A 21,216-nucleotide genomic window follows, 5' to 3' on the forward strand; every position below is an offset into this window, starting at 1 on the left:
GTTACTCGGCGACGAAGCTGTCGCGGTCGGGCGCGAAGGACTGCATGGCCTCGATGGTGCGGGCGAACAGCTCGTCGAGCTCCCATCCGAGCATCTCGGCTCCGGAGCGGATCACGTCGCGGCTCACGCCGGCGGCGAAGCGCTTGTCCTTGAACTTCTTCTTGAGCGATTTAACGTTGAAGTCCATCACGCTCTTGGAGGGGCGCATGACCACGGCGGCGCCGATGAGGCCGGTGAGCTCCTCGGTGGCGAACAAGATCTTCTCCATCATGAGCTCGGGGCGGGGAAGGCTTGTGTTGAAGTCGCTCGTGTGCGTTTGGATGGCGCGGATGAGCTCCGGGCTGCCGCCTGCCGCTTCGATGTCCTTGGCGGCGTAGATGGTGTGGTTCATCGGGTCATCGTCGTGCTCTTCCCAGTCGAGGTCGTGCAGCAGACCCACGATGCCCCAGAACTCCTCGTTCTCGGGGTCGTACTCGCGCGCGAAGTAACGCATGGTCTGCTCGACCGTCTCGGCGTGCTCGATGTGGAACGGATCCTTGTTGTGCTCGCTGAGCAGATTGAACGCTGCCTCGTGGGTTATACCGGCGTTGAGCTGCGCCATGCTTCCTCCAAATGACGGTGCCTGTAGACAAAAGGTGCCCGAGACCCTGCCTTATAGCGCGTGAACGCCGTACCTATGGTCGGGGATCGGACACCTTGATTCCCCCATCCGGTGAAGGGGGGGGTTGCTGCATCACACTATAGCACGCGCTCGTTCGATGTGGCCCGTGCCCCTCGCGCGGCAACGTCAATTGAGATTAGTTGACCGCAGGAATCTCGCCGGCCTTCGTGGCCGCATCGATAAAGAGCTGTTCGACAGTCGACTCTTCGGCGTCCAGCGCGAACGCGAACTCTTCGACCGAGCGACGATGCGCTTCCTTGAGCACGCGTGCATAATAGCTGCTGGGCTTTTTGCCCCGCGCCTCCGCCTCGTTGATACGATGGTGCATGGTTTTCGCCACGCGCACCGTCTCGGGTGCGCCCAGTTTGAGCTGCTGCTTGAAGTGCGTTTCCTCGAGGGCGCTGTTGCGTTCCGTAAAGGTGTCGACCGGCAAATCGGCATAATTCCCCAAAAGGCTCTCGGCATCCTCGCGTGAAATAATAGCATGCAGGCGGTCCTGTTGGGCAAGGGGGTACATGAGGTGGGTTTCCGCATGTCCGGACTTTGCGCAGAGTAGAATCATGGGATGGGCTTTGTCCTCGGTGAATCCGGTGACGGTGCAAACACCTTGCCCGGGGTGAATAACGTGCTGTCCGATTTGAAACATGCTTCCTCCAACTGAATACTCTACGCGCTCGATAGGTTTTATATTACCACGAATACGTGCGGAAATTAGGTAAATGGCACCAAAACCTGATAATTCAAATGAATAAGGAAATGCAAAATCCAGTGAAGATACATCGATTAACTGATAATCCGACCGAGGATTATTCGTCTTGATGTGAAAAAGGCAAAGAAAACGCGTCTGGAGTATGCAAATACCTCCATTTCAGGATGTCTCGAGGATTCGCTGTGCTACAGTACAGTGCATCTGTACATGAGCCCTGCGAGAAGGACATCTCAGGGCCATACGATGAGGAGGACCTCTATGCCGGAGAAGATTGAAGAGCTGGTACGCGCTGCGCTGGCCGCTGCTCAGGAGGCTGGCGACCTGCCCGCATTCGAGCTTGAGGATTGTGGCATGGAGCGACCGGCCGACACTTCTCATGGCGAGTGGACCTCCACTTGCGCGATGAAGTCCGCCAAGCTGGCCCACTGCGCACCCAAGAAGATCGCCGACGCCATCGTGGCCCACATGCCCGAGAGCGCCGAGATCGCCAAGGTCGAGGTCGCCGGCCCCGGCTTCATCAACTTCTACCTGAACGCCGCCGCCAACAACGCCATTCTGGACGTCGCTCGCAAGGAGGGCATGGACTTTGCCAAGTCCAACGTCGGCCAGGGCCTGAAGACCCAGGTCGAGTTCGTTTCCGCCAACCCCGTCGGTCCGATGCACGTCGGCCACGGCCGTTGGGCCGCTCTCGGCGACTCCCTCTGCCGCGTCATGAGCCACGCCGGCTATGACATCCAGCGCGAGTTCTACATCAACGACCACGGTTCTCAGATGGACGTGTTCGGTAACTCCATCTCTTACCGCTACATGCAGCTCATCGAGATCATGGAGAAGGAGGGCCTCGATATCGACGGCGCTCGCGACTTCCTGGCTCAGGACCGTGACAACTTCGTCCAGGACGAGGCCGACGAGCACCTCGATTCCCATCCCTACATGGACGCCTTCACCGAGGGCCTGGGCGGCAACGCCTACGGCGGCACCTACATCATCGACGAGGCCGCTGCGTTCTACAAGAAGGACGGCGACAAGTGGGCCCATGTCACGGATGAGGAGCGCATGCTCTACTTCCGCGAGGAGGGCTACGCCAAGATGGTCGAGAACATGCGCCAGCTGTGCCACGACGTCCGTTGCGATTTCGACAAGTGGTTCTCCGAGCGCACCGTCTACATCAAGGATACCGAGGGCCCGAACGCCGGCACCTCCGCCGTCGACCGCGCCTTTGCCAAGCTCGACGAGATGGGCTATCTCTACAACAAGGACGGCGCCCTGTGGTTCCGTTCCACCGATCTGGGCGACGACAAGGATCGCGTCCTGGTGAAGGCCAATGGTGAGTACACCTACTTCGCCTCCGACGTCGCCTATCACTGGGATAAGTTCCAGCGCGTCGACCACGTCATCGACATCTGGGGCTGCGACCACCACGGTTACATCAACCGCGTGCGCTGCGTCTGCGACGCGCTCGGCTACCCTGGTCAGTTCGAGGTCCTGCTCGGCCAGTTCGTGAACCTGCTCCGCAACGGCAAGCCGATCCGCATGTCCAAGCGCAAGGGCACCATGGTCACCTTCCAGGAGCTCGTTGACGAGGTCGGTGCCGACGCCACCCGTTACACCCTGATCTCCCGCTCTTCCAACCAGGCCATCGATTTCGATATCGAGGCCGTCAAGGAGAAGAGCCAGAACAACCCCGTGTACTACGTCCAGTACGCGCACGCCCGCATCTGCTCCATCCTGCGCAAGGCCGCCGGCGTCACTCCTGAGCAGGCCGCTGAGATGGGCATGGACGCCGTGGCCGCCAAGGCCATCGGCGAGAACGTCGATTACGCGCTGCTCACCGACCCCACCGAGCTCGCGCTCTCCCGTAAGATCTCCGAGCTTGAGGACCTCATCGCCAGCTGCGCCCGCGACCGTGCGCCTTTCCGCCTGACCCACTTCGTCGAGGAGCTCGCCGCCGGCTTCCACAGCTTCTACCAGGCCTGTCAGGTCCTGCCGAGCGAGGGTCGTCCGGTCGAGCCCGAGGTCACGCGCGCGCGCCTCGCCGCCTGCGACGCCGTGCGCTCCGTCCTCGACCTGGTGCTGAGCCTTATCGGCGTCTCCGCCCCCACCAAGATGTAGCGGGCGCAACCACAGCACCCAACCTTGCCGCGCGCCCAGAGGCTTATGTACGTCAGTACACTGCGCCTCTGGGCGCGCGGCAATCTTGGGTGCCGTGGCACGCCCGGGGCTTCCTCAGACACCGCATCTCAGGGCTCAATCGTCGGGCGCCGCACGCCAGGCGTGCGCCCTCCTCTTTCGCCGCGATCTGCGGCACCTGAGAAACCGAGCGGCGTTTCCAAACGCGCCGTTTTGCCCGGATGTCTTGTCGACATCCGGGCATTTTTGGTCGAATACGGGCACGATGTGGACAGATTCGCAGCTCATTGTTGCCGTCTGGTTGGAATATGGTATATTTTGCCGTAACGCGAACTGCGCTTTGCATCCCTTTTACAACGAATTCCACTATGAGCTCGTTCTTGGACAGATCAGAGCGCTCGCATTACCAACGCGAGAAGAAAGTAGAGCCGCGTGTCTGAAGAAGTGAATATCGAGAACGCGCCCGTTTTGGCCCCCGCTTCCGAGGGTGCCGCTGGCCCCGCCGCTTCCACTGCCGCTCAAGCGACAGATGTCGAGGCGATTCGTTCAACGGAGGGGGAGGGGGCGGCTGCCGCAGAAAAGGCTCCCGCCAAAAAGCGCTCCACCGCCAGGAAGAGCACCACGGCAAAGAGGGCTTCTGCCAAAAAGTCCGCAAATAAAGCTTCTGCCGATGGGGAGGCTCCTACGCAGTCCGGCAGTGATGTCGAGTCGGAGCCGGCAGTGAAGCCGAAGCGCCGCGCGCGCAAGGCAAAGACCGCGGACGAGGCGGGCACCCCGGCATCTCCCGAGATCATCCAGGCTCGAGCGCTCGCTCAGGTGAGCCAGGCATCAGTGGTCCGTCGTCAGCGCCGCGCGGCGGAACGCGCGGCGGAGATGGTTGCCGGAGAGGCCCCGGTCGCGGAAGTTCCGTCTTTGTTGGAGAACCCCACCGTGCCGCTCATCGACCCCGCACTACGTCCGCATCGTCGCGGCAGAAAGCCCAAGGCGTATATTGAGGCGGAGAAAGCCGCTGCTGCGGCGCTGGCGGCCCAGCAGGCGGCATTGATGGCCGCCCGGGACGAACAGGCTGCGGCGAGCAATGAGGCGCAGCCTAAGGTTCCCGCGTCCGGTGTTCAAGACGCAGAGTCCGAGGACGTGCAGACTCCGAAGGGCGCCGCGCCCAAGAAGGACGCTCGCCCTGGTCGTGGCGCACGTGCAAAGAAGGCTCAGGCGCTCGATGCGCCCGCTTCCTCCGACACGGCGGACACCCAGCCCACGCCCCCACATCCGGGCGAGTCGGACGAGGCCAAGGGCAAAGACGATGCCCGTACCGATGGTAAGCAAACCCGCCGCACCCATCAGAATCGCCGTGACGCCGAACATGGCGAGCGTGATGACAAGGGTCCCAAGACTCCCTCCAAGAACGCGGAGCGCCGCGAGCGTCGCGAGCGCCAGCAGAACAACCGCAAGCAGCGCAACAACCGTTTTGCTCCCGTCGAGCCCTCGCTTAAGCGCGAGGAACTGGCCGCCATGAAGGTGGCCGAGCTGCGCGAGAAGGCCCGCGAGCTCGAACTTGATCCGACTGGCATCAAAAAGCCCGAACTTATAGAGGCCGTGTATGCCGCAGCCGCCCGCGCAGAGGGCTTCCGTGACATCTCGGGCATCCTCGATATCGACAATCAGGGATTCGGGTACGTCCGCGCGCACGGCTATATGCCCAGCCGTGACGACGCCTTCGTTCCCGCGCAGATGGTTCGAGCTGCTGGCCTGCGCCCCGGCGACTTGGTCGAGGGCACGCTGCGCCCCATGCGCGCAAACGACAAGCTTCCCGGCCTCGCCAAGCTTCGCTCGGTGAACGGCATGGACCCCGAGGAGGTCAAGCGTCGCCCCAAGTTCTCCGATCTCACGCCGATCTATCCCAACGAGCCGCTCAAGATGGAGCATGGCCGTGATTCCATCACGGGCCGAGCCATCGACATCGTGAGCCCCATCGGCAAGGGCCAGCGTGGCCTGATCGTCTCGCCGCCCAAGGCCGGCAAGACCACCATCCTCAAGAAGATCTGCCAGTCCATCGCCATCAACAACCCCGAGGTCCATCTCATTTGCCTGCTGGTGGATGAGCGTCCCGAGGAAGTCACGGACATGCAGCGCTCCATCAAGGGCGACGTCGTGGCTTCGACCTTCGATATGCCCGCCGAAAACCACACACGTGTGTCCGAGCTCGTGATCGAGCGCGCCAAACGCATCGTGGAGCTCGGCGGCGACGTCGTGGTGGTACTCGACTCCATCACTCGACTCGCCCGCGCGTATAACCTCGCGGCACCGGCGTCCGGACGCATCCTGTCCGGCGGAGTGGATTCCGCAGCGCTGTACCCGCCCAAACGCTTCCTGGGTGCGGCTCGCAATATCGAGAACGGCGGATCCCTCACGATCCTCGCCTCTGCGCTCATCGATACCGGCTCCAAGATGGACGAGGTGATTTTTGAGGAGTTCAAGGGCACGGGCAATATGGAGCTCAAGCTCGATCGCGATCTGGCCGACCGTCGCATTTTCCCGGCCATCGACCCAGTGGCATCGGGCACGCGCAACGAGGACCTGCTCGTTGACGAGCAGATGCGCCCATTCATGTGGGGCATCCGCCGGATTCTGGCGGGTATGAACAATACCGAGCGCGCCGCCGCGTCCTTCATCAAGGGCCTCAAAGGCACGAACTCCAACCAGGATTTCCTTATCCGCACCGCCAAGAAGGCTGCAGACCACGCCGACGCGCTGTAGGGGCTTTTGGGTCGCGTAGCGGGGTATACGCTTCGGGTCGTGGCTTCGCTTCGCTCCACAAAAACGACCCTACGGTATACCCCGCCACGCGACTAAGGCCCGCACGTGATTGTGGAATCTGCCTAGACGAAAAATCCCCTCGCAGCTCTTCCTGCCGTGAGGGGATTGCCTTGCTTACAGGATGCCCAGCACGCGCTCTGCCGCCAGAGCTGCTTTGTAGGGGAGCACGCGCGAGACGGCATAGTAGGCCCGCATGTCCAGGGACGGGATGCAGAGGTCTTTGCCCGCGCACGAGGCACGTAGGGCTGCCTTCGCCACGTTCTCGGCGCTCTCGAATCCAATTGCGGTCATGGCGCGTGCGGCGACATCGTCGCCCGGTTTGTCAAGGAATTCGGTCTTCATGAATTTGGGGCACACGGCGGTCACGTGGATGTCTGCGCTGCCGAGTTCTGCGTCGAGCGAGCGCGAGAGGTCCAGGACGAACCGCTTTGCCGCCGAGTACACAGCGAGCTTCGGTTGGGGAATGAACGCAGCCACGCTCGAGATGTTGATGATGCGGGAACCGGCGCGTAGATAAGGGAGGGTACGGTAGATGAGCTCGACCGGTGCCTGCATGAGCAGACGTGCCATTGCGCCGCCGTCTTTCGTGCGCTGGGAGGCGACCGAGCCAAAGATGCCGAACCCCGCATTGTTTACCAGGAGCGCGACTTCCGCGCCGGGCGTCTCGGCAAGAGCTCCCTCGATGACTTCGAACGAAGACGGATCGGTGAGGTCGAGGCAAAAGGGGCGAACGGGCGTCGAGCTCGTGCGGCGAAGCGCCTCAAGACGCTCGAGCCTCCGAGCAACGGCCCAGATCTCATCGATGTGCCCCGCCTCGCCGGCGTCTATGCGCCTGACGAGCTCTCGGCCCAATCCGGAGCTTGCTCCCGTGACAATGGCGACTCGCAGCATATGAACTCCCTACGTATCGATATCGCTTGTGCGATTTCGCATCGGCAAGGTTCTTGTTCCCGATTTCCACTTGCCAAATTCACTTGAAAATACCTGCGAATTCTTACATAATCAACGAAGATCGCGACGGAATAATGCAGATGAAACGAACCACCATCCGTTGCTTGGGGCGCACTGCGCCATCGAGCCATACCATTCATCTTTTCCATCCGACCTCAAGCCGTCGCCCGACGTAGTCTGGCGCGGTCATCTGTCATGAAACGTATGGTACCGAGGGAGTGCGCCATGGCTGAGGCAAGAATTGGATATCGTGGCAACGCGGTCGGCATCTCCGCGGGATTGGGCATTGCACTTCCGCTTGCCGCGTATGCTGTGAGCTTGCCGTTCGATGGTGTAAGCGAGGTCGTCCGCGCCGACGCCATGCCGTTCGCCGCCGGTATCGTCGCCGGTGTCGGCATGCTGGCGCTCACGGGTCATCTTCTCGACGTCCATGCCGATCGTGTCGCCGCCGAAGAGGCCGAGGCCGCGCGATTCTCGTCCATGTACGAGACGGGCGTCATCAATCGGGGTGCTTCCAATTCGCATTCCCAGACATCCTCGGCACCACGGGGCAAGCGCTTTGCCCGTAAGGGCACCCCGGCCGGCGTCCCTGTGATCTCGCGCGCGGTCGATGCGCTCGACGAGATGGAGGCATGGGCCGAAATCGACGCGATGTTCAAGGACGGCTCGCCTATCAGCTGTGACCCCACGCGTTCGAAGGATATGTACCAGATTGCGCTCGAGGAGCTGCGTCGTTCCGAACGCGCTGCAACGGCCGCCACCTCCGTCACCACGGCCACGGCTACCGCTGCCACCGCGGCCGTTCGAGCCACGACCCCCGCCCCTCAAACTGTCAATGCGGGTGGGTCGCTCGTCGATGATTTCGATTTGGACGAAGCCGACGCGCGCGACGAGGCCATGGCCTCCCTGTACGGCCCCTCGGTCGTCTCTCGCTCCCATGCGCCCGTGCTTCCCACCATGTCCGCGCCCGTCGTCCAATCGGCGGTCCCCGTGCGAACGGCCCAGGCTTCTAGCCCTGCTCAACAAGTACGGTCGCAGGAGGCCCCGAGCGTCCCGGTTGCCGACTACTCCGGCCATGAGGGTATGTGGGTGGCGGCGCTTGCCATCCTCGCCGACGAGAGCGTATCTGCTGTGACATCCGTCTCTTCCGCACCCGCTGTTGCCGAGCCTGCCGAGACCTCAGTCATGGATGCCAAGCGCATGGCGGCCATCGCCGAAGGCGGTCATGCCACGCGCCTACATAGCCATGTCAACTCGATCATCGAGGAGGAGTTCGACAAGGTCCCGTCCAAAAGCGTCCACAGGACCGCTCATGAGTACCTTAAGGTCATCGAGGGCGGGACGGCGGGGATGCCGGCCCTTCGGTCTGCGGAGGGGTAATTCGTCTTGTCGAACTTGTCCGGTCAGTTTCGTTTCAAGGTGAGCACTCCCTGGCTGCTGCTCACCTTGGTGTTCGTCACCTTCATATGGGGCAACTCTCTCGTTCCCGGTCAGGGGAGCGGTTCTTTAAGCCTGAGTGTCATGGAATGTGCCCATGAGGTGCTGCGCTCGCTGGGGCTTCCCTATGCGTGGCTGACGAACTTCATCATTCGCAAGACCGCGCATTTCACCGAGTATCTCGTGCTTGGTCTGTTCGCGTCGCAGGCGTTCGACAGGACCGGTGCCGCGTCGCGCGCCTCCCTTGTCGCCACCGCCGTGTTTTGCGCATTCATTCCATCTATTGATGAGACGATTCAACTCTTCGTCGCCGATCGTTCCGGGCAAGTGATCGATGTGCTCCTCGATTGCTGTGGGGCGGCAACGGGTATCGCGCTCCGGACAGCATGGATTAAGATGCGGAGAGTTCGTAACAACTCGCGTCAAGTGCGTGCGAAGCGCGCGTAACCGCATCGCGCGGGATTGGACGAAGCCGGCGGTGGGGCATGGGACGGCCATGGGGCCAATGGATTTTCACCCTCAGGCCAAGGCTCTCAAACTTTTCTTGAATTACCCCTTGCATTGAACGCCATGAGCGTGCATAATACTCTTCGCTGTGTGACAGACATGGTGGGTGTAGCTCAGTTGGCTAGAGCGACGGGTTGTGGTCCCGTAGGTCGAGGGTTCGAGTCCCTTTACCCACCCCATTCCCTTTCACACGGCAGATGCAAAGGGCGATTAGCTCAGCTGGCTAGAGCAGGGGACTCTTAATCCCAAGGTCCAGGGTTCGAATCCCTGATCGCCCACCACATTGCATCCTTTGGACATACGGGCGATTAGCTCAGCTGGCTAGAGCAGGGGACTCTTAATCCCAAGGTCCAGGGTTCGAATCCCTGATCGCCCACCATTGAATGCATGCTCCCGCAAGGGAGTTTTTCTTTATGTGCGTGTTTTAGTTCCTCAAATCGATTGCGTTCGGCTGCATCCCATTGAATCCAGGGGATGCAACAACGGTGATCAGGCACGCGGGTGATGCACGTGCGGCGGATAATCGGGTCGATAGTGGGATCCAAGGCTCTCACGTCGTTCGCGCATGGCGCTTAGCATGGCATGGGCGAGCTTGAGCTGCGAGGAAATGCGAATTCCCCGTGCGAGTGAGGCGTCACGGGGGATGACGCAGCCGCGGCATGCTCCGTGGAAACGCGCCTCACGCTGTAACTGCTCGATATCCCGCAGCGCATCTGCGAGACCTGTCTCGGTGCGCTGGATCATGGCGTGCGCGCTCATCGTGCACTTCATGTCCCCCGTAATGCGGGAAGCATCCATGTCGTCCAGAGGTGCTTTCGTCATGCGGATGTCTTGAAGCGCCAGCTCGAGGGCGCGTGTCGCGACTTGACGCATTGCGGCACCGGATTTCATGCGCTCAGCTGCCTTCGCTGCCTGTGTGCCGGCAATCCTTCCAAACACGAGTCCATTGGCGCTCGAGAGCCCTCCAATGCGATCGGCCCCGTGCATGCCTCCCGTCACCTCACCGCAGGCATAGAGACCGGGCACGCCGGTCTGAGCGCATTCATCGATCTGTATCCCACCGTTTGCCGCGTGTGCGTACATGGCGACGCGCAGGTTATCCGCGGGAGTGATGCCCAGCTCGTCTTGCATCCATTGGGCGAATGTCCTCACAAATTCGGGGGCTCCCTCATGCGGGAATCGATAGCGAACAGAAAGCCCCTCGTCGCCAGCAGCGTCAATCGCCATGTCCACGAGTGCATCGTTAAGACGGCAGGTGAAGGGTCCGTGCCCGGAGCGCCTCTCAAGGAGCGCGCCGAGGTCCTCTGGCTCCCTGGGCAGCAGTTTGTTCTCGTCCTCGAACATGGCGTAGCGAAACGTCTTCTCATTGAAGACGATGCCGCGGGCGGGGTAGACCAAGCCGGGCATCATCTGCATGAATTCAATGTTGACGAGGGAGCAACCGGCATCCATGGCGATGCCCTGGGCGGAGCTTAGGACGTCTTGGGAGGTGAGGCTTCGCTCGAATAGGCCTCCGGTTCCACCTGTCGAGAGGACGACGGCGTTGGCGATGCATCCGAAGAGTTCCTGAGCTCTTCGGTCGTAGAGGATGGCACCCGTAATCGCCCTCGTTCCCTCTTCACCGCGGGTGAGGCGCATCAGCTCGCATCGTTCGAGGACATCGATGCCGAGCTCCTTGAACGCGCGCTTTGCGGCAGCCTCGAACTCCTTTCGTGTGATGCCACGCCACAAGCGGTGTTTATGGTCGAAGCAGGGTATAAAGGTTGATTCAAGGGCGCTTTCGGCGCTCTCCGGACGTTTGAGCCTCACGCCAAGCTCATCTTCGAGCCAGGCGATCGACGGGTGAATACCCCGTACGAACGTCTCCACGAGCCTCTCATCGGCGACACCGCAGCCAACGCGTAAGATGGATGCGATCAGATCCGCCTCGTCGGTATCGGATTCGGGTCCGATGAGGCCGAGCCCCCATGTGCCCGGGTAGAAGCTCGATCCTCCGAATAGCGGTCCGGCGCAGGCGAGTGCCACCGATGCGCCATGGGATGCGGCTTCGATTGCGGCGCTGATGCCTGCAATGCCGCCTCCGATGACGAGGGCATCGCATTTGAGTTCCATGGGGTTCTCCTATCTGCGGATTGGCCGATGATGCGCCGTTCACTAGGGTACGTGGTCGCGGTATCGTTCGGACGCGCGGGTCGGTACGCGGCAGATGCTATTGCGCGGACGGTTTGTCATACGAGTCATCTAGTCGGATATTGCATGAGATCGTCTGAATTTTAGATATATGCGTACGCGCCTCTCGTGCGCCTGAGGGCTGTCGCGCCCGTACATCGGCGGGTGCGCCCGTTGCCGTGTCCGCCTGTCCGCCCTCCATCCTCCACCTGGAATCCTCTCCAAGAAAAAGGGCCGCCACCCGAAGGTGACGGCCCGTATTGCCGAGTCGTTGGCGTGCGTCTCGCGCGGCGCGAATGCTACTCGTTGATAGCGGCGTTCACGGCGACGGCGCAGGCGACGGTGGCACCGACCATGGGGTTGTTGCCCATGCCGATGAGGCCCATCATGTCGACGTGCGCGGGCACGGAGGAGGAGCCGGCGAACTGGGCGTCGGAGTGCATACGGCCCATGGTGTCGGTCATGCCGTAGGAGGCAGGGCCGGCGCCCATGTTGTCCGGGTGCAGGGTGCGGCCGGTACCGCCACCGGAGGCCACGGAGAAGTACTTCTTGCCGGCCTCGAGGCGCTCCTTCTTGTAGGTGCCCGCGGTGGGGTGCTGGAAGCGCGTGGGGTTGGTGGAGTTACCGGTGATGGAGATGTCCACGTTCTCGTGCCACATGATGGCAACGCCCTCGCGGACGTCGTCGGCGCCGTAGCAGTTGACGGCGGCACGGGGACCATCGGAGTAGGGGATGGTCTCGACGACCTTGAGCTCACCCGTGAAGTAATCGAACTGGGTCTTCACATAGGTGAAGCCGTTGATGCGGGCGATGATCTGGGCGGCGTCCTTGCCCAGGCCATTCAGGATGACGCGAAGCGGCGTCTTGCGGGCCTTGTTGGCGTTGAGGGCCAGCTTGATGGCGCCCTCAGCGGCTGCGAAGGACTCGTGACCGGCGAGGAATGCGAAGCACTCGGTGTCGTCGGACAGGAGCATGGCGCCCAGGTTACCGTGGCCCAGACCGACCTTACGGTCCTCGGCGACGGAGCCCGGAACGGTGAAGGCCTGGATGCCCTCACCGATGATGGCGGCAGCCTCAGAAGCGCTCTTGGCGCCCTTCTTGATGGCCAGCGCGCAGCCCAGGGTGTAGGCCCACTCGGCGTTCTGGAATGCGATGGACTGGGTGTCGTGCACAATCTCGCGGGCGTTCACGCCCTTGTCGAGGCAGATCTGCTCGGCTTCCTCGAGGGAGGCGATGCCGTTCTCGGCGAGGCAGGCGTTGATCTTCTCAACGCGGCGCTCGTAACCTTCGAAAGTAACAGCCATTTTCTATCCCTCCCTTTCTACTCGTGAACCGGGAAGACGTTGGCGACCGTGTGGGTCTCCTCGTCGGTGCGCGGGTCGATGTACTTGGCGGCGTTCTCCCACTGGCCGTAGTGGCCCATGGCGCCGGCGATGGCCTCCTCGGGGGTCTTGCCGGCCTTGAGGGCGTCGGTGAACTTGCCGAGGTTCATGAACTCGAACGCGATGATCTCGTTGTTGGCGTTGAGGGCCATGCGGGTCACGTAGCCCTGGGCGAGCTCGAGGTAGCGAGCGCCCTTGGCCTTGGTGCCGAACATGGTGCCGACCTGGGAGCGCAGGCCCTTGCCGAGGTCGTCGAGGGAGGCGCCCACGGGCAGGCCGCCCTCGGAGAACGCGGTCTGGCTGCGGCCGTAGACGATCTGCAGGAAGATCTCGCGCATGGCCACGTTGATGGCATCGCAGACGAGGTCGGTGTTGAGGGCCTCGAGGATGGTCTTGCCGGGGAGGATCTCGGAAGCCATGGCGGCGGAGTGGGTCATGCCCGAGCAGCCGATGGTCTCGACGAGGGCCTCCTCGATGATGCCCTCCTTGACGTTAAGCGTGAGCTTGCACGCACCCTGCTGCGGGGCGCACCAGCCAACACCGTGCGTGAGGCCGGAGATGTCCTTGATCTCCTTGGCCTGGACCCACTGGCCCTCCTCCGGGATGGGCGCGGGGCCGTGGTATGCGCCCTTGGCGACGGGGCACATGTTCTCCACTTCCTGTGAGTACTGCATGCCTCTCCTCTCTTTCGTAGTCGCTGCCGGACGCACGGTTTTGATTCCGATGGACCGGGCAAACCTGACATGCAGCTTTATTTTAACCCGAGTTGGGTCGCCTGCGAGGGAGAAGGTAAGTTGAAACGCTTTAATATGGGCGAAGCGTGGCAGGAGTGATCATGTCCGAGGGGCCGCGCCAACGGGGGACGCTATGCGTTGCGATCTTTGCAGGTGCCCGATGTGGAACCGTCTTCGTGCGCGCGCGCCTCCTTGTTCGTGCGTTTTGCAGGAACCTTGAAGGTGACACCGTCGGACTTGCGCGCGGCGTTGACTCGCGTCGGCGTGCTTGTTCGCTTGTCCGTCGGCCTGAACTTGACGCCCGCCGGCCGTCTGACTCCGCCCCAGTCACCATGTGCTACATGATGGGCGTTATGCGCGCGGCGGCTCCAGCGGTTGTAGATGCTCTCTCCTGTAGTGGAACGCATGCCCATGCAGGGGGCGGCGATGACGACGGGCAGCAGATACTCGATGGAGCGCCATATGACGAGACCTGCAGACAGATGCCATCCGAACATATTGCCAAACAGGTAGGTAAAGCCGACTTCGGCGCCGCCTGCTCCACCTGGCAGCGGAATAGCGTTAACGAGCAGCTCGACCATGGAGCCGGAGGCGAGGCAGACCAGCAGGTCGGCCTCGAGGCCAAACGAGCGCAGAACGAAATAGGGCAGCGCATACATGCAGCCGAGTTGGATCAGGGTAAGGAGCTCTACGATGGGGAGCACATGCCAGTTGGATGCTGCAGAGCGGAAAGCCTGTGAAAACGTGGTGACCTGCGTGGTGAGGAAGTCGAGGTAGCGCTCATAGCGCTCCTGGTTGAGGATGTGCAGCGTGCGCCCGATCTTGAGACCGAGCGAGCCGAGTTTTTGGATCGGTCTGGGTAACAGGCAGAGCAACAGCACACCGCCGACCTGGATGAACTTGTATCCGAACATGAAAATGCCGATCCAGATAACATCGAGCCCGATGATCTTGACGTCGGCGAAGGTCTCTAAAAAGTAGTTGCCGCAAAAGAGCAACATGATGGCGGCGAAGATGCCCTCACCCGCCTCATAGAGGGTGAAGCGTACGAATTGCAGGGCGGAAGCATCGGCCAGGGAGAGTCCCGCGCGCGTGAGGCGGTAGATTTGCGACGGGATGACGCCCGCGCCTCCCGGGGTAAGACGCATGAAAAAGACGCCGGATGCCTCCACGCTCATGAGGTCGCGGAACCCGACGGGGGAGTCGTGGTCGATGACGACGATGGCGGCGTACGCCAGGATGCCGAAAACGTAATAGCACAGAAAGCACGCGACGCCCGCGATGATCCATTTGGGATTGACGCCGATGAGCGCGCGGACAAAGTCATCGAGTTGTCCGCTCATGACGAGGTAGGCGGCGTAGGCGACACCAATGAACGCAAGGAAGATGAAGGTGGAGCGCACCTGCTTCATGGAGGTGCTGTCGGCCTTGCGGTCCTGGACGGCGGAGACGTCTCCAACTGCGATTTTGGGGGCGCGGCGTTCACGCTGCTGCTCGGTTGCCCCGGGCGTTACGGACGCCGTTGAGCGCTCCTGTTCGCGATCGGTCTGTGACGTCATCCGTGCCTCCGTGGGTACATCGTGGCCGCGCCGTCGCGACCGTGTACACAGTGTACCCGTCTGTCACGGCGCCGCGCCGGGCATGAGCTGATACACAAGAAGGTTACGCGCTGAGTATGCCGTCGAGCGTGCGCCAGGCGAGCTCGGCACACTTGACGCGCGCGGGCATGTGCGAGATGTCCTTGAGTTGGGCCGCCTCGTCGAGGTCGTCAAAGTCGTCCTCGGTGAGCTCCTCGCCGCGGATCATCGCCAAGAAAAGCCCGGAGAGGCGCTTGGCCTCCTCAACCGTCTCGCCCGTGATGAGGTCTGCCATGATATCCGCTGACGCCTGCGAGATCGCGCAGCCGTGCCCGGTGAAGGCGGCCTCTTCAATGACTCCGTTCTCCACGCGTAGGGAAAGCGTGAGCTCATCGCCGCAGCTGGGGTTGATGCCGTCATGCGTGTGCGTGGGGGCGTCCATCTCGTACTTGTAATCGGGGTGCGAGCTGTGTTCCATGAAGGATGCGGAACGGTAGATGTTACCCATTGAAGACACTCCAGACGTGGTTGAGGGAGTCGATGAAGCGGTCGATGTCGTACTTGTCGTTATAGAAGGCAAGGCTGGCGCGGCAGCAGGCGAGGTTCTCCACGCCGAGCCAGGTGAGGAGCGGCTGGGCGCAGTGGTGCCCTGCGCGGATGCACGCGCCGTCCATGTCCATGATGCTCGCGACGTCGTGCGGATGGATGCCGCGGATGTTGAAACTAACGGCCCCATGGTGCTGGTCCCAGTAGATGGACCCGATGATGTCAACGAAGGGAAGCTCGACCATGCGACTCATGGCGTAATGGACGAGTGCGTGCTCACGCTCGGCAATGGCGTCGTAGCCGACCTTGTTCACGAGGTAGTCCAGCGCCACTCCGGTGGCGTAAATGCCAGCAGCGTCCTGTGTGCCGGCCTCGAACTTCTCGGGCACGGGGGCCCAGACGGCGCCCTGCTCGGTGACGGAGTCGATCATCTCGCCGCCGGTGAGGACGGGGTCGGTTTGGTCGAGCAGCTCCGCACGTCCCCACAGCACTCCCACGCCCATGGGGCCAAGTGCCTTATGTGCGGAGAAGGCGAGGAAGTCGGCGCCGAGCTCGTTCACGTCGACGCGCATGTGCGGGACGGATTGGGCGGCGTCGACCACCATGTAGGCTCCGTTTGCATGAGCGGCCGCGGCGAGTTTGGCGATGGGATTTTCCACGCCCAGGACATTGGAGACGTGCGCGGCGGCGACGATTTTGGTCGCAGGCCCGATCTTGGCAGCGATCTCCTCGTCGGTGATCCGACCGGTTTTGGTGGGGTAGAGGTAGATGAGCTTCGCACCTGCGGCGCGGCACGCCTGCTGCCACGGAATCAGGTTGGAGTGGTGCTCCATGATGGTGATGGCGACCTCGTCACCGGGCTTGAGCACGTGGGGCGCGAAGCCCTTGGCAACAATGTTCAGCGCCTCGCTCGTGTTGCGGCAGAACACCACCTCGTTGGCGCGGGCGCGACCTCGCTCGTCTACCGCGCCCAAGAGCTCGGCGATCTGGGCGCGTACGCGTGCGATGGCCTCGGTCGCCTCAACGGAGAGCGAGTACAGACCGCGCAGGGGATTGGCGTTCATCGTTTCATAGAAGCTCCTTTGAGCTTCGAGAACGCATGCAGGGCGTTGCGCGGTGGCGCCGCTGTCCAAAAAGGCGATGTCCTCTCGCTGGGCGAGGAGCGGGAAGGAGCTTTTATACGGATTGAGCCCGATGTCGACGCGGGGCCATCCGCGACTTACCTCATCAGAGGCATCGAATACGAAACTGGAAGGTGTGGTGCAGGTGTCGCAGGTCACGTTGTCGGTGTCGATCACGCGATCTCCTCCTCAAAATCCGGGACGATCTGGTTGCCCAGGCGGACGACATGGGCGCGAATCGCGTCATTGGGCGCGCGTAGAGCGGCGTCCTCAAGTTTGGCGGAGAGGAACAGGGCCTCCGTCTGCTCTTGGGAAAGGCCGCGACATGCGGCGTAGAAAAGCTGCTCGGGACGCACATGGCCGATGGTGGCACCGTGGTTGCCCGCGACGTCGTCCTCATCGCATAAGATGGTGGGAATGGTCTTGTTGTCCACGCCATGGTTTGCCAACAGGACCGTCTCGCGCTCGGCGCCCTCGGCTCCCTTTGCCCCGTGGATGAGGTCGATGGTGCCACGTAGGCATTTCTTGGACGAGCCGGTGAGCACGCCGTTTGCGTCCATGTTGGAGAGCGTCTTGCGACCGCGATGGCGGATTACGTAGTTGAAGTCGCGCTGTTCGGTACCAGCGGCGAGATAGCTCGTCTCGACGTCGATGCGGGAGCGGTCGCCCCGGAGGTCGGCTGCGAGGCCTGTGGCGGTGAAGCCGCCTGCGAGGACCACGTGACGGACGGTCACGCGCGCGTCCTCGTCGAGCACGAAGCCGGAATCCTCCATGAGCGTGACGGCATCGCTGGCGGTGACATAGACCGTGAGGTCGACGCGGGCGCCGCGTCCGGCGAACACACGCAGAGTGGAGCCCATGAAGGTTGGCTGCTCGGCGGTGGAATCGAGGGAGATGGTCACGGCGAAGGTGGCACCGTCCTCGGCGATGATGTCAACGCTGGCACCCGATGCAGTGCCATTCTCAGCAGTAACACGGATGTTCGCCTGCTCGGTCTCACCAGCCTCGGCTGCGAGGACCGCGGTTCCGCCGGCGAGGAAGTTCAGATAGGCGCGGGCGTTGATGCCGATGCCGGTCTCAAAGTCGGCGGCGACATCACCGGCCATCTCGGAGAGGGCGGCGCGCTTCTCGTAGGAGGAAAGGGCGGGGACATCGAGGTCCTCGGCGCCCTTGTCCTTGCGCGTGGCGGCAACGCAGATGGCGCGGGAATCTGCACGGGCGTCGCTGCGTTCGGCGTCGAGGCGCTCCTGCAGGCGCGCGATGGCGCTTTCAAAACTCGTGGTGTTGTCCAGGGTGTCGCCTGCCTCGATTTCGACCTGGCATGTGCGCTCCAGGCCATCGGGGATCTTCACGGTGACGTCGTTCATCTTGAGCCAGCTCCAAGTTGGAGCAGGCATCGCACTTGCATGGCGAATGGTCATACCGTCCATCTTCATTATCCGATAGCCCCTTCCATCTCGAGCTTGATCAGGTTGTTCATCTCGACTGCGTACTCGAGCGGGAGCTCCTTGGAAACGGGATTGGCGAAGCCGTTCACGATCATGGTGCGCGCCTCTTCCTCGGACATGCCGCGGCTCATGAGGTAGAACACCTTATCGTCGCCGATGCGACCAATCGTCGCCTCATGGCCGATGTCCACGTTCTTGGCGCGAATGTCCATCGCGGGGATGGTGTCGGAGCGCGAGATGTCGTCGAGCATGAGCGACTGGCACGACACGCTCGCCGCAGAGCCCTCGGCGGCCGGGGTGGCGACGATGGAGCTGCGGAACGTGGAGATGCCTCCGCCCTTGGAGATGGACTTGGTCTCGACCGTGGCGGTGGTGTCGGGCGCGCCGAGCACGACCTTGCAGCCGGTGTCGAGGTTCTGGCCGGCGCCCGCGAAGGTGATGCCGGTGAAGCTCGAGCGGCTCTTGCGGCCCGCGAGCACGCTCATGGGGTAGAGGTAGCCCACGTGGCTGCCAAAGGAGCCCGAGATCCACTCGATCTCGCCCTCCTCCTCGCAGCGGGCGCGCTTGGTGTTGAGGTTGTACATGTTCTTCGACCAGTTCTCGATGGTCGAATAGCGTAGATGGGCGCGCTTGCCCACAAAGAGCTCGACCGCACCGGCGTGGAGGTTCGCCACATTGTACTTGGGTGCCGAGCAGCCCTCGATGAAATGCAGGTCGGCGTCGTCCTCGACGATGATGAGCGTGTGCTCGAACTGACCCGCGCCCGCGGCGTTGAGGCGGAAGTAGCTCTGCAGCGGGAAGTCGAGCTTGACGCCCTTCGGTACGTAGACGAACGAGCCGCCAGACCACACGGCGCCGTGCAGCGCCGCGAACTTGTGGTCGGTGGGCGGGATGAGCGTCATGAATTTCTCGCGGATGAGCGCCTCCCACTTGGGCTCGTGGAGTGCCTCCTCGATACCCGAGTAGACGATGCCCATCTTGGAGGCGGTGTCCTGCATGTTGTGGTAGACGAGCTCGGAGTCGTACTGGGCACCCACGCCGGCCAGATAGCTGCGCTCGGCCTCGGGAATGCCCAGACGCTCGAAGGTGTTTTTGATATCGTCGGGCACGGAGTCCCAGTCTGCCTTTTGGTCGGTGTTGGGCTTCACGTACGTGACGATGTGGTCCATGTCGAGGCCGTCGATGCCCGGGCCCCAGGTGGGGTTGGGCGTGTTGTGGTAGATCTCGAGGGATTTGAGGCGGCGCTCGAGCATCCAGGCGGGCTCGTTCTTGCGCTCGGAGATCTCGCGGACGATGTCGGGCGTGAGGCCGGCGTCGAGGCGCTCAAAGCCCTCTTCACCGTATGAGAAGTCATAGAGGCTGCGGTCGATGTCCGCGACCTCGGTTCGGTTCTTAGCCATGACTGCGGCCTCCTAGCGGGACTCGCCCGCGGCGAGCTGCTCGGCTGCTTCGCGCTCAAAGGAGTCGAAGCCGTTGGCGTCGATCCACGGGATGAGCGAGGCGTCGTCCTCGCGCACGATGCGGCCGTTCACCATAACGTGGACGCGGTCGACCTCGAGGTGCTCGAGGATGCGCGTGTTGTGGGTGATGATGACAAGCGAGCCGTCGGTGGAGCGGCGGTACGCGTCCATGCCGCGGGACACCACGCCGAGGGCGTCGACGTCGAGGCCGGAGTCGGTCTCGTCGAGGATGGCGAGTTTGGGCTGGAGGAGTAGAAGCTGAAGCATCTCGACCTTCTTCTTCTCACCGCCGGAGAAGCCCACGCCCAGCTCGCGGTTGAGGTAGGCGGTGTCCATGTCGAGCTCGGCGGCGAGCTCCTTCACGCGGCGCCGGAACTCCTTGCCCTTCATCTCGAGGCCGGGGCGCCCGGCGATGCTCGCGCGCAGGAAGCTTGAGAGTGGCACGCCGGGGATCTCGACGGGTGCCTGGAAGGAGAGGAACAGACCTGCGCGGGAGCGCTTGTCGGGGGAGAGGTCGGTGATGTCTTGACCGTCGAAGGTGATGGTGCCCTCGTTCACGGTGTAGACCGGGTCGCCCATGATCACGTGGCCCATGGTGGACTTGCCCGCGCCGTTGGGGCCCATGAGGACGTGGGTCTCGCCGGCGGCGACATCGAGGTCGATGCCGTGGAGAATGGTCTTCTCGTCCACCGAGGCGGTGAGGCCGGTGATGCTGAGCAGGGGTGTTGCGCTCATAAGAAATCCTTTCGAGGTGCACGGGCGATGTGCGATCCGCGCTAAACTCTAGAAGTTCACTCGGATTAACGATACGATGATAGCCGATTTCTGCGAGAATATGCAGACGTTTCGAGACCAGGCTCGCTGTTTCACATGGTTTACCGCAAGGGGGTTCGCCCATGCTCATTTCCTCAAAGGGCCGCTACGCGCTCAAGCTGATGATATACATTGCCGCGATCGGCGGGGATCCCGTTGCGGGAAGTGCCGTTGGTGATGACGCCCCTGCACCAGGGAATGGGTCGCGCTCAGGGTCGTTGGCCCTTGATGCCCCCGCACGACCCCTCGCGAGCGCCTCGCGTCCCCAGACTAAGGTGTCGCTGCGCGAGGTCGCCGAGCGGGAGGTCATCTCGCTCAAGTACTTGGAGCAGCTAGTGCGCCCGCTCATGAAGGCGGGCTTGCTCAAGAGCGTACGTGGCAAGGGCGGCGGGTACGTTCTGGCCAAGCCGGCTGCGCAGATTCGCGCCGGGGATATCCTGCGCGCGGCGGAAGGGGAGCGGTCCACCGTCGCTTGCGAGGGGCTTGAGGGCGCCTGCGGGCGCAGCGACCTGTGCTCGACCGTGAAGTTCTGGACCGGGCTCGAGGAGACCATCGACGCCTACGTGGACGGCGTGACCCTCGTCGAGCTCGCCGCTGTGCCGGAGATTAAGGTGGAGATTGAACTGTAGGTGCTAGTGGCGGCATCGGCGCGAATCGATGCCGCTATCGCGCGCACCGATGGTGCCGGGCATTGTTGTGGCTACGCGCTCCCGTGTTAGGATGATGTTTACCGTCTCCTTACCTTGTCTTGAACGGA

Annotated in this window: 17 protein-coding genes and 3 tRNA genes; 8 read left to right on the plus strand and 12 right to left on the minus strand. The window is 62.5% G+C overall.

Features of this window, described 5'->3' with window-relative positions:
* Window position 1 precedes the first annotated feature (1 nt).
* Window positions 2–601 (minus strand): HD domain-containing protein, encoded by a 600-nt coding sequence (locus DWV48_RS02955; RefSeq protein WP_118653303.1) that lies wholly within the window; start codon window positions 599–601, stop codon window positions 2–4.
* A gap of 196 nt (window positions 602–797) precedes the next feature.
* The gene (locus tag DWV48_RS02960) at window positions 798–1,307 is read right to left on the minus strand and encodes a CarD family transcriptional regulator (protein WP_118653305.1); all 510 of its coding nucleotides are present in this window, start codon (window positions 1,305–1,307) and stop codon (window positions 798–800) included.
* Between the two features lie 321 nt (window positions 1,308–1,628).
* On the opposite strand from DWV48_RS02960, the gene argS reads away from it, so the two are divergent.
* Window positions 1,629–3,482 (plus strand): arginine--tRNA ligase, encoded by a 1,854-nt coding sequence (gene argS / locus DWV48_RS02965; protein WP_118653307.1) that lies wholly within the window; start codon window positions 1,629–1,631, stop codon window positions 3,480–3,482.
* A gap of 450 nt (window positions 3,483–3,932) precedes the next feature.
* A complete protein-coding gene (gene rho, locus DWV48_RS02970; RefSeq protein WP_118653309.1) occupies window positions 3,933–6,254 on the plus strand; it encodes a transcription termination factor Rho in 2,322 nt (773 codons plus the stop codon).
* A 174-nt stretch (window positions 6,255–6,428) separates the two neighbouring features.
* On the opposite strand, the gene DWV48_RS02975 is transcribed toward rho, so the two are convergent.
* Window positions 6,429–7,205, minus strand: a complete 777-nt coding sequence (locus DWV48_RS02975) for an SDR family oxidoreductase (RefSeq protein WP_118653311.1) — start codon at window positions 7,203–7,205, stop codon at window positions 6,429–6,431.
* A gap of 285 nt (window positions 7,206–7,490) precedes the next feature.
* Between DWV48_RS02975 and DWV48_RS02980 the strand changes: the two genes are divergently transcribed.
* The 5 genes from DWV48_RS02980 to DWV48_RS03000 all read left to right on the plus strand — a co-directional run bounded on the left by DWV48_RS02980 (window position 7,491) and on the right by DWV48_RS03000 (window position 9,588).
* The gene (locus tag DWV48_RS02980) at window positions 7,491–8,645 is read left to right on the plus strand and encodes a hypothetical protein (protein ID WP_118653313.1); all 1,155 of its coding nucleotides are present in this window, start codon (window positions 7,491–7,493) and stop codon (window positions 8,643–8,645) included.
* Between the two features lie 6 nt (window positions 8,646–8,651).
* Window positions 8,652–9,149 carry a VanZ family protein gene (locus tag DWV48_RS02985; RefSeq protein WP_118653315.1) on the plus strand — a complete coding sequence of 166 codons (498 nt, stop codon included), beginning with the start codon at window positions 8,652–8,654 and terminating at the stop codon, window positions 9,147–9,149.
* Between the two features lie 162 nt (window positions 9,150–9,311).
* A tRNA-His gene (locus tag DWV48_RS02990) sits at window positions 9,312–9,388 on the plus strand.
* Window positions 9,389–9,413: 25 nt separating this feature from the next.
* A tRNA-Lys gene (locus tag DWV48_RS02995) sits at window positions 9,414–9,490 on the plus strand.
* Window positions 9,491–9,511: 21 nt separating this feature from the next.
* Window positions 9,512–9,588 (plus strand) — tRNA-Lys (locus DWV48_RS03000).
* A gap of 110 nt (window positions 9,589–9,698) precedes the next feature.
* On the opposite strand, the gene DWV48_RS03005 is transcribed toward DWV48_RS03000, so the two are convergent.
* From DWV48_RS03005 to sufC, 9 genes are all read right to left on the minus strand, one after another.
* Entirely contained in the window at window positions 9,699–11,321 is a 1,623-nt protein-coding gene (locus DWV48_RS03005; RefSeq protein WP_118653317.1) for an FAD-dependent oxidoreductase, read from the minus strand.
* A 356-nt stretch (window positions 11,322–11,677) separates the two neighbouring features.
* Window positions 11,678–12,682, minus strand: coding sequence for a GGGtGRT protein (locus tag DWV48_RS03010; protein ID WP_118653319.1), 1,005 nt, complete (start codon window positions 12,680–12,682; stop codon window positions 11,678–11,680).
* Between the two features lie 17 nt (window positions 12,683–12,699).
* Window positions 12,700–13,434, minus strand: coding sequence for an iron-sulfur cluster assembly scaffold protein (locus DWV48_RS03015; RefSeq protein ID WP_118653321.1), 735 nt, complete (start codon window positions 13,432–13,434; stop codon window positions 12,700–12,702).
* A gap of 191 nt (window positions 13,435–13,625) precedes the next feature.
* Window positions 13,626–15,053 (minus strand): lysylphosphatidylglycerol synthase transmembrane domain-containing protein, encoded by a 1,428-nt coding sequence (locus tag DWV48_RS03020; RefSeq protein WP_118653323.1) that lies wholly within the window; start codon window positions 15,051–15,053, stop codon window positions 13,626–13,628.
* 103 nt (window positions 15,054–15,156) lie between these two features.
* On the minus strand, window positions 15,157–15,579 hold the full coding sequence (sufU, locus tag DWV48_RS03025) for a Fe-S cluster assembly sulfur transfer protein SufU (protein ID WP_118653325.1): 423 nt from the start codon (window positions 15,577–15,579) through the stop codon (window positions 15,157–15,159).
* Complete coding sequence (locus DWV48_RS03030; RefSeq protein ID WP_118653327.1) at window positions 15,572–16,915, minus strand: aminotransferase class V-fold PLP-dependent enzyme; 1,344 nt, start codon at window positions 16,913–16,915, stop codon at window positions 15,572–15,574. The genes sufU and DWV48_RS03030 overlap by 8 nt, the downstream gene beginning before the upstream one ends.
* On the minus strand, window positions 16,912–18,174 hold the full coding sequence (locus tag DWV48_RS03035) for a SufD family Fe-S cluster assembly protein (protein ID WP_118653329.1): 1,263 nt from the start codon (window positions 18,172–18,174) through the stop codon (window positions 16,912–16,914). The genes DWV48_RS03030 and DWV48_RS03035 overlap by 4 nt, the downstream gene beginning before the upstream one ends.
* The gene (gene sufB, locus DWV48_RS03040) at window positions 18,174–19,586 is read right to left on the minus strand and encodes a Fe-S cluster assembly protein SufB (RefSeq protein ID WP_118653331.1); all 1,413 of its coding nucleotides are present in this window, start codon (window positions 19,584–19,586) and stop codon (window positions 18,174–18,176) included. The genes DWV48_RS03035 and sufB overlap by 1 nt, the downstream gene beginning before the upstream one ends.
* A gap of 12 nt (window positions 19,587–19,598) precedes the next feature.
* Window positions 19,599–20,381: a Fe-S cluster assembly ATPase SufC gene (gene sufC / locus DWV48_RS03045; RefSeq protein ID WP_118653333.1), complete on the minus strand. Its 783-nt coding sequence runs from the start codon at window positions 20,379–20,381 to the stop codon at window positions 19,599–19,601.
* Between the two features lie 161 nt (window positions 20,382–20,542).
* On the opposite strand from sufC, the gene DWV48_RS03050 reads away from it, so the two are divergent.
* A complete protein-coding gene (locus tag DWV48_RS03050) occupies window positions 20,543–21,088 on the plus strand; it encodes an Rrf2 family transcriptional regulator (RefSeq protein WP_118653335.1) in 546 nt (181 codons plus the stop codon).
* Window positions 21,089–21,216: the final 128 nt, after the last annotated feature.

Origin of the sequence: Collinsella sp. AF08-23 (genome assembly GCF_003479805.1) — a bacterium.
GTDB lineage: Bacteria > Actinomycetota > Coriobacteriia > Coriobacteriales > Coriobacteriaceae > Collinsella.

Coding starts and splice junctions, on each gene's coding strand:
- DWV48_RS02955 (WP_118653303.1), bottom strand. CDS start 601: ATGGCGCAGCTCAACGCCGGTATAACCCACGAGGCAGCGTTCAATCTG.
- DWV48_RS02960 (WP_118653305.1), bottom strand. CDS start 1,307: ATGTTTCAAATCGGACAGCACGTTATTCACCCCGGGCAAGGTGTTTGC.
- argS (WP_118653307.1), top strand. CDS start 1,629: ATGCCGGAGAAGATTGAAGAGCTGGTACGCGCTGCGCTGGCCGCTGCT.
- DWV48_RS02975 (WP_118653311.1), bottom strand. CDS start 7,205: ATGCTGCGAGTCGCCATTGTCACGGGAGCAAGCTCCGGATTGGGCCGA.
- DWV48_RS02980 (WP_118653313.1), top strand. CDS start 7,491: ATGGCTGAGGCAAGAATTGGATATCGTGGCAACGCGGTCGGCATCTCC.
- DWV48_RS03005 (WP_118653317.1), bottom strand. CDS start 11,321: ATGGAACTCAAATGCGATGCCCTCGTCATCGGAGGCGGCATTGCAGGC.
- DWV48_RS03010 (WP_118653319.1), bottom strand. CDS start 12,682: ATGGCTGTTACTTTCGAAGGTTACGAGCGCCGCGTTGAGAAGATCAAC.
- DWV48_RS03015 (WP_118653321.1), bottom strand. CDS start 13,434: ATGCAGTACTCACAGGAAGTGGAGAACATGTGCCCCGTCGCCAAGGGC.
- DWV48_RS03020 (WP_118653323.1), bottom strand. CDS start 15,053: ATGACGTCACAGACCGATCGCGAACAGGAGCGCTCAACGGCGTCCGTA.
- sufU (WP_118653325.1), bottom strand. CDS start 15,579: ATGGGTAACATCTACCGTTCCGCATCCTTCATGGAACACAGCTCGCAC.
- DWV48_RS03035 (WP_118653329.1), bottom strand. CDS start 18,174: ATGAAGATGGACGGTATGACCATTCGCCATGCAAGTGCGATGCCTGCT.
- sufB (WP_118653331.1), bottom strand. CDS start 19,586: ATGGCTAAGAACCGAACCGAGGTCGCGGACATCGACCGCAGCCTCTAT.
- sufC (WP_118653333.1), bottom strand. CDS start 20,381: ATGAGCGCAACACCCCTGCTCAGCATCACCGGCCTCACCGCCTCGGTG.
- DWV48_RS03050 (WP_118653335.1), top strand. CDS start 20,543: ATGCTCATTTCCTCAAAGGGCCGCTACGCGCTCAAGCTGATGATATAC.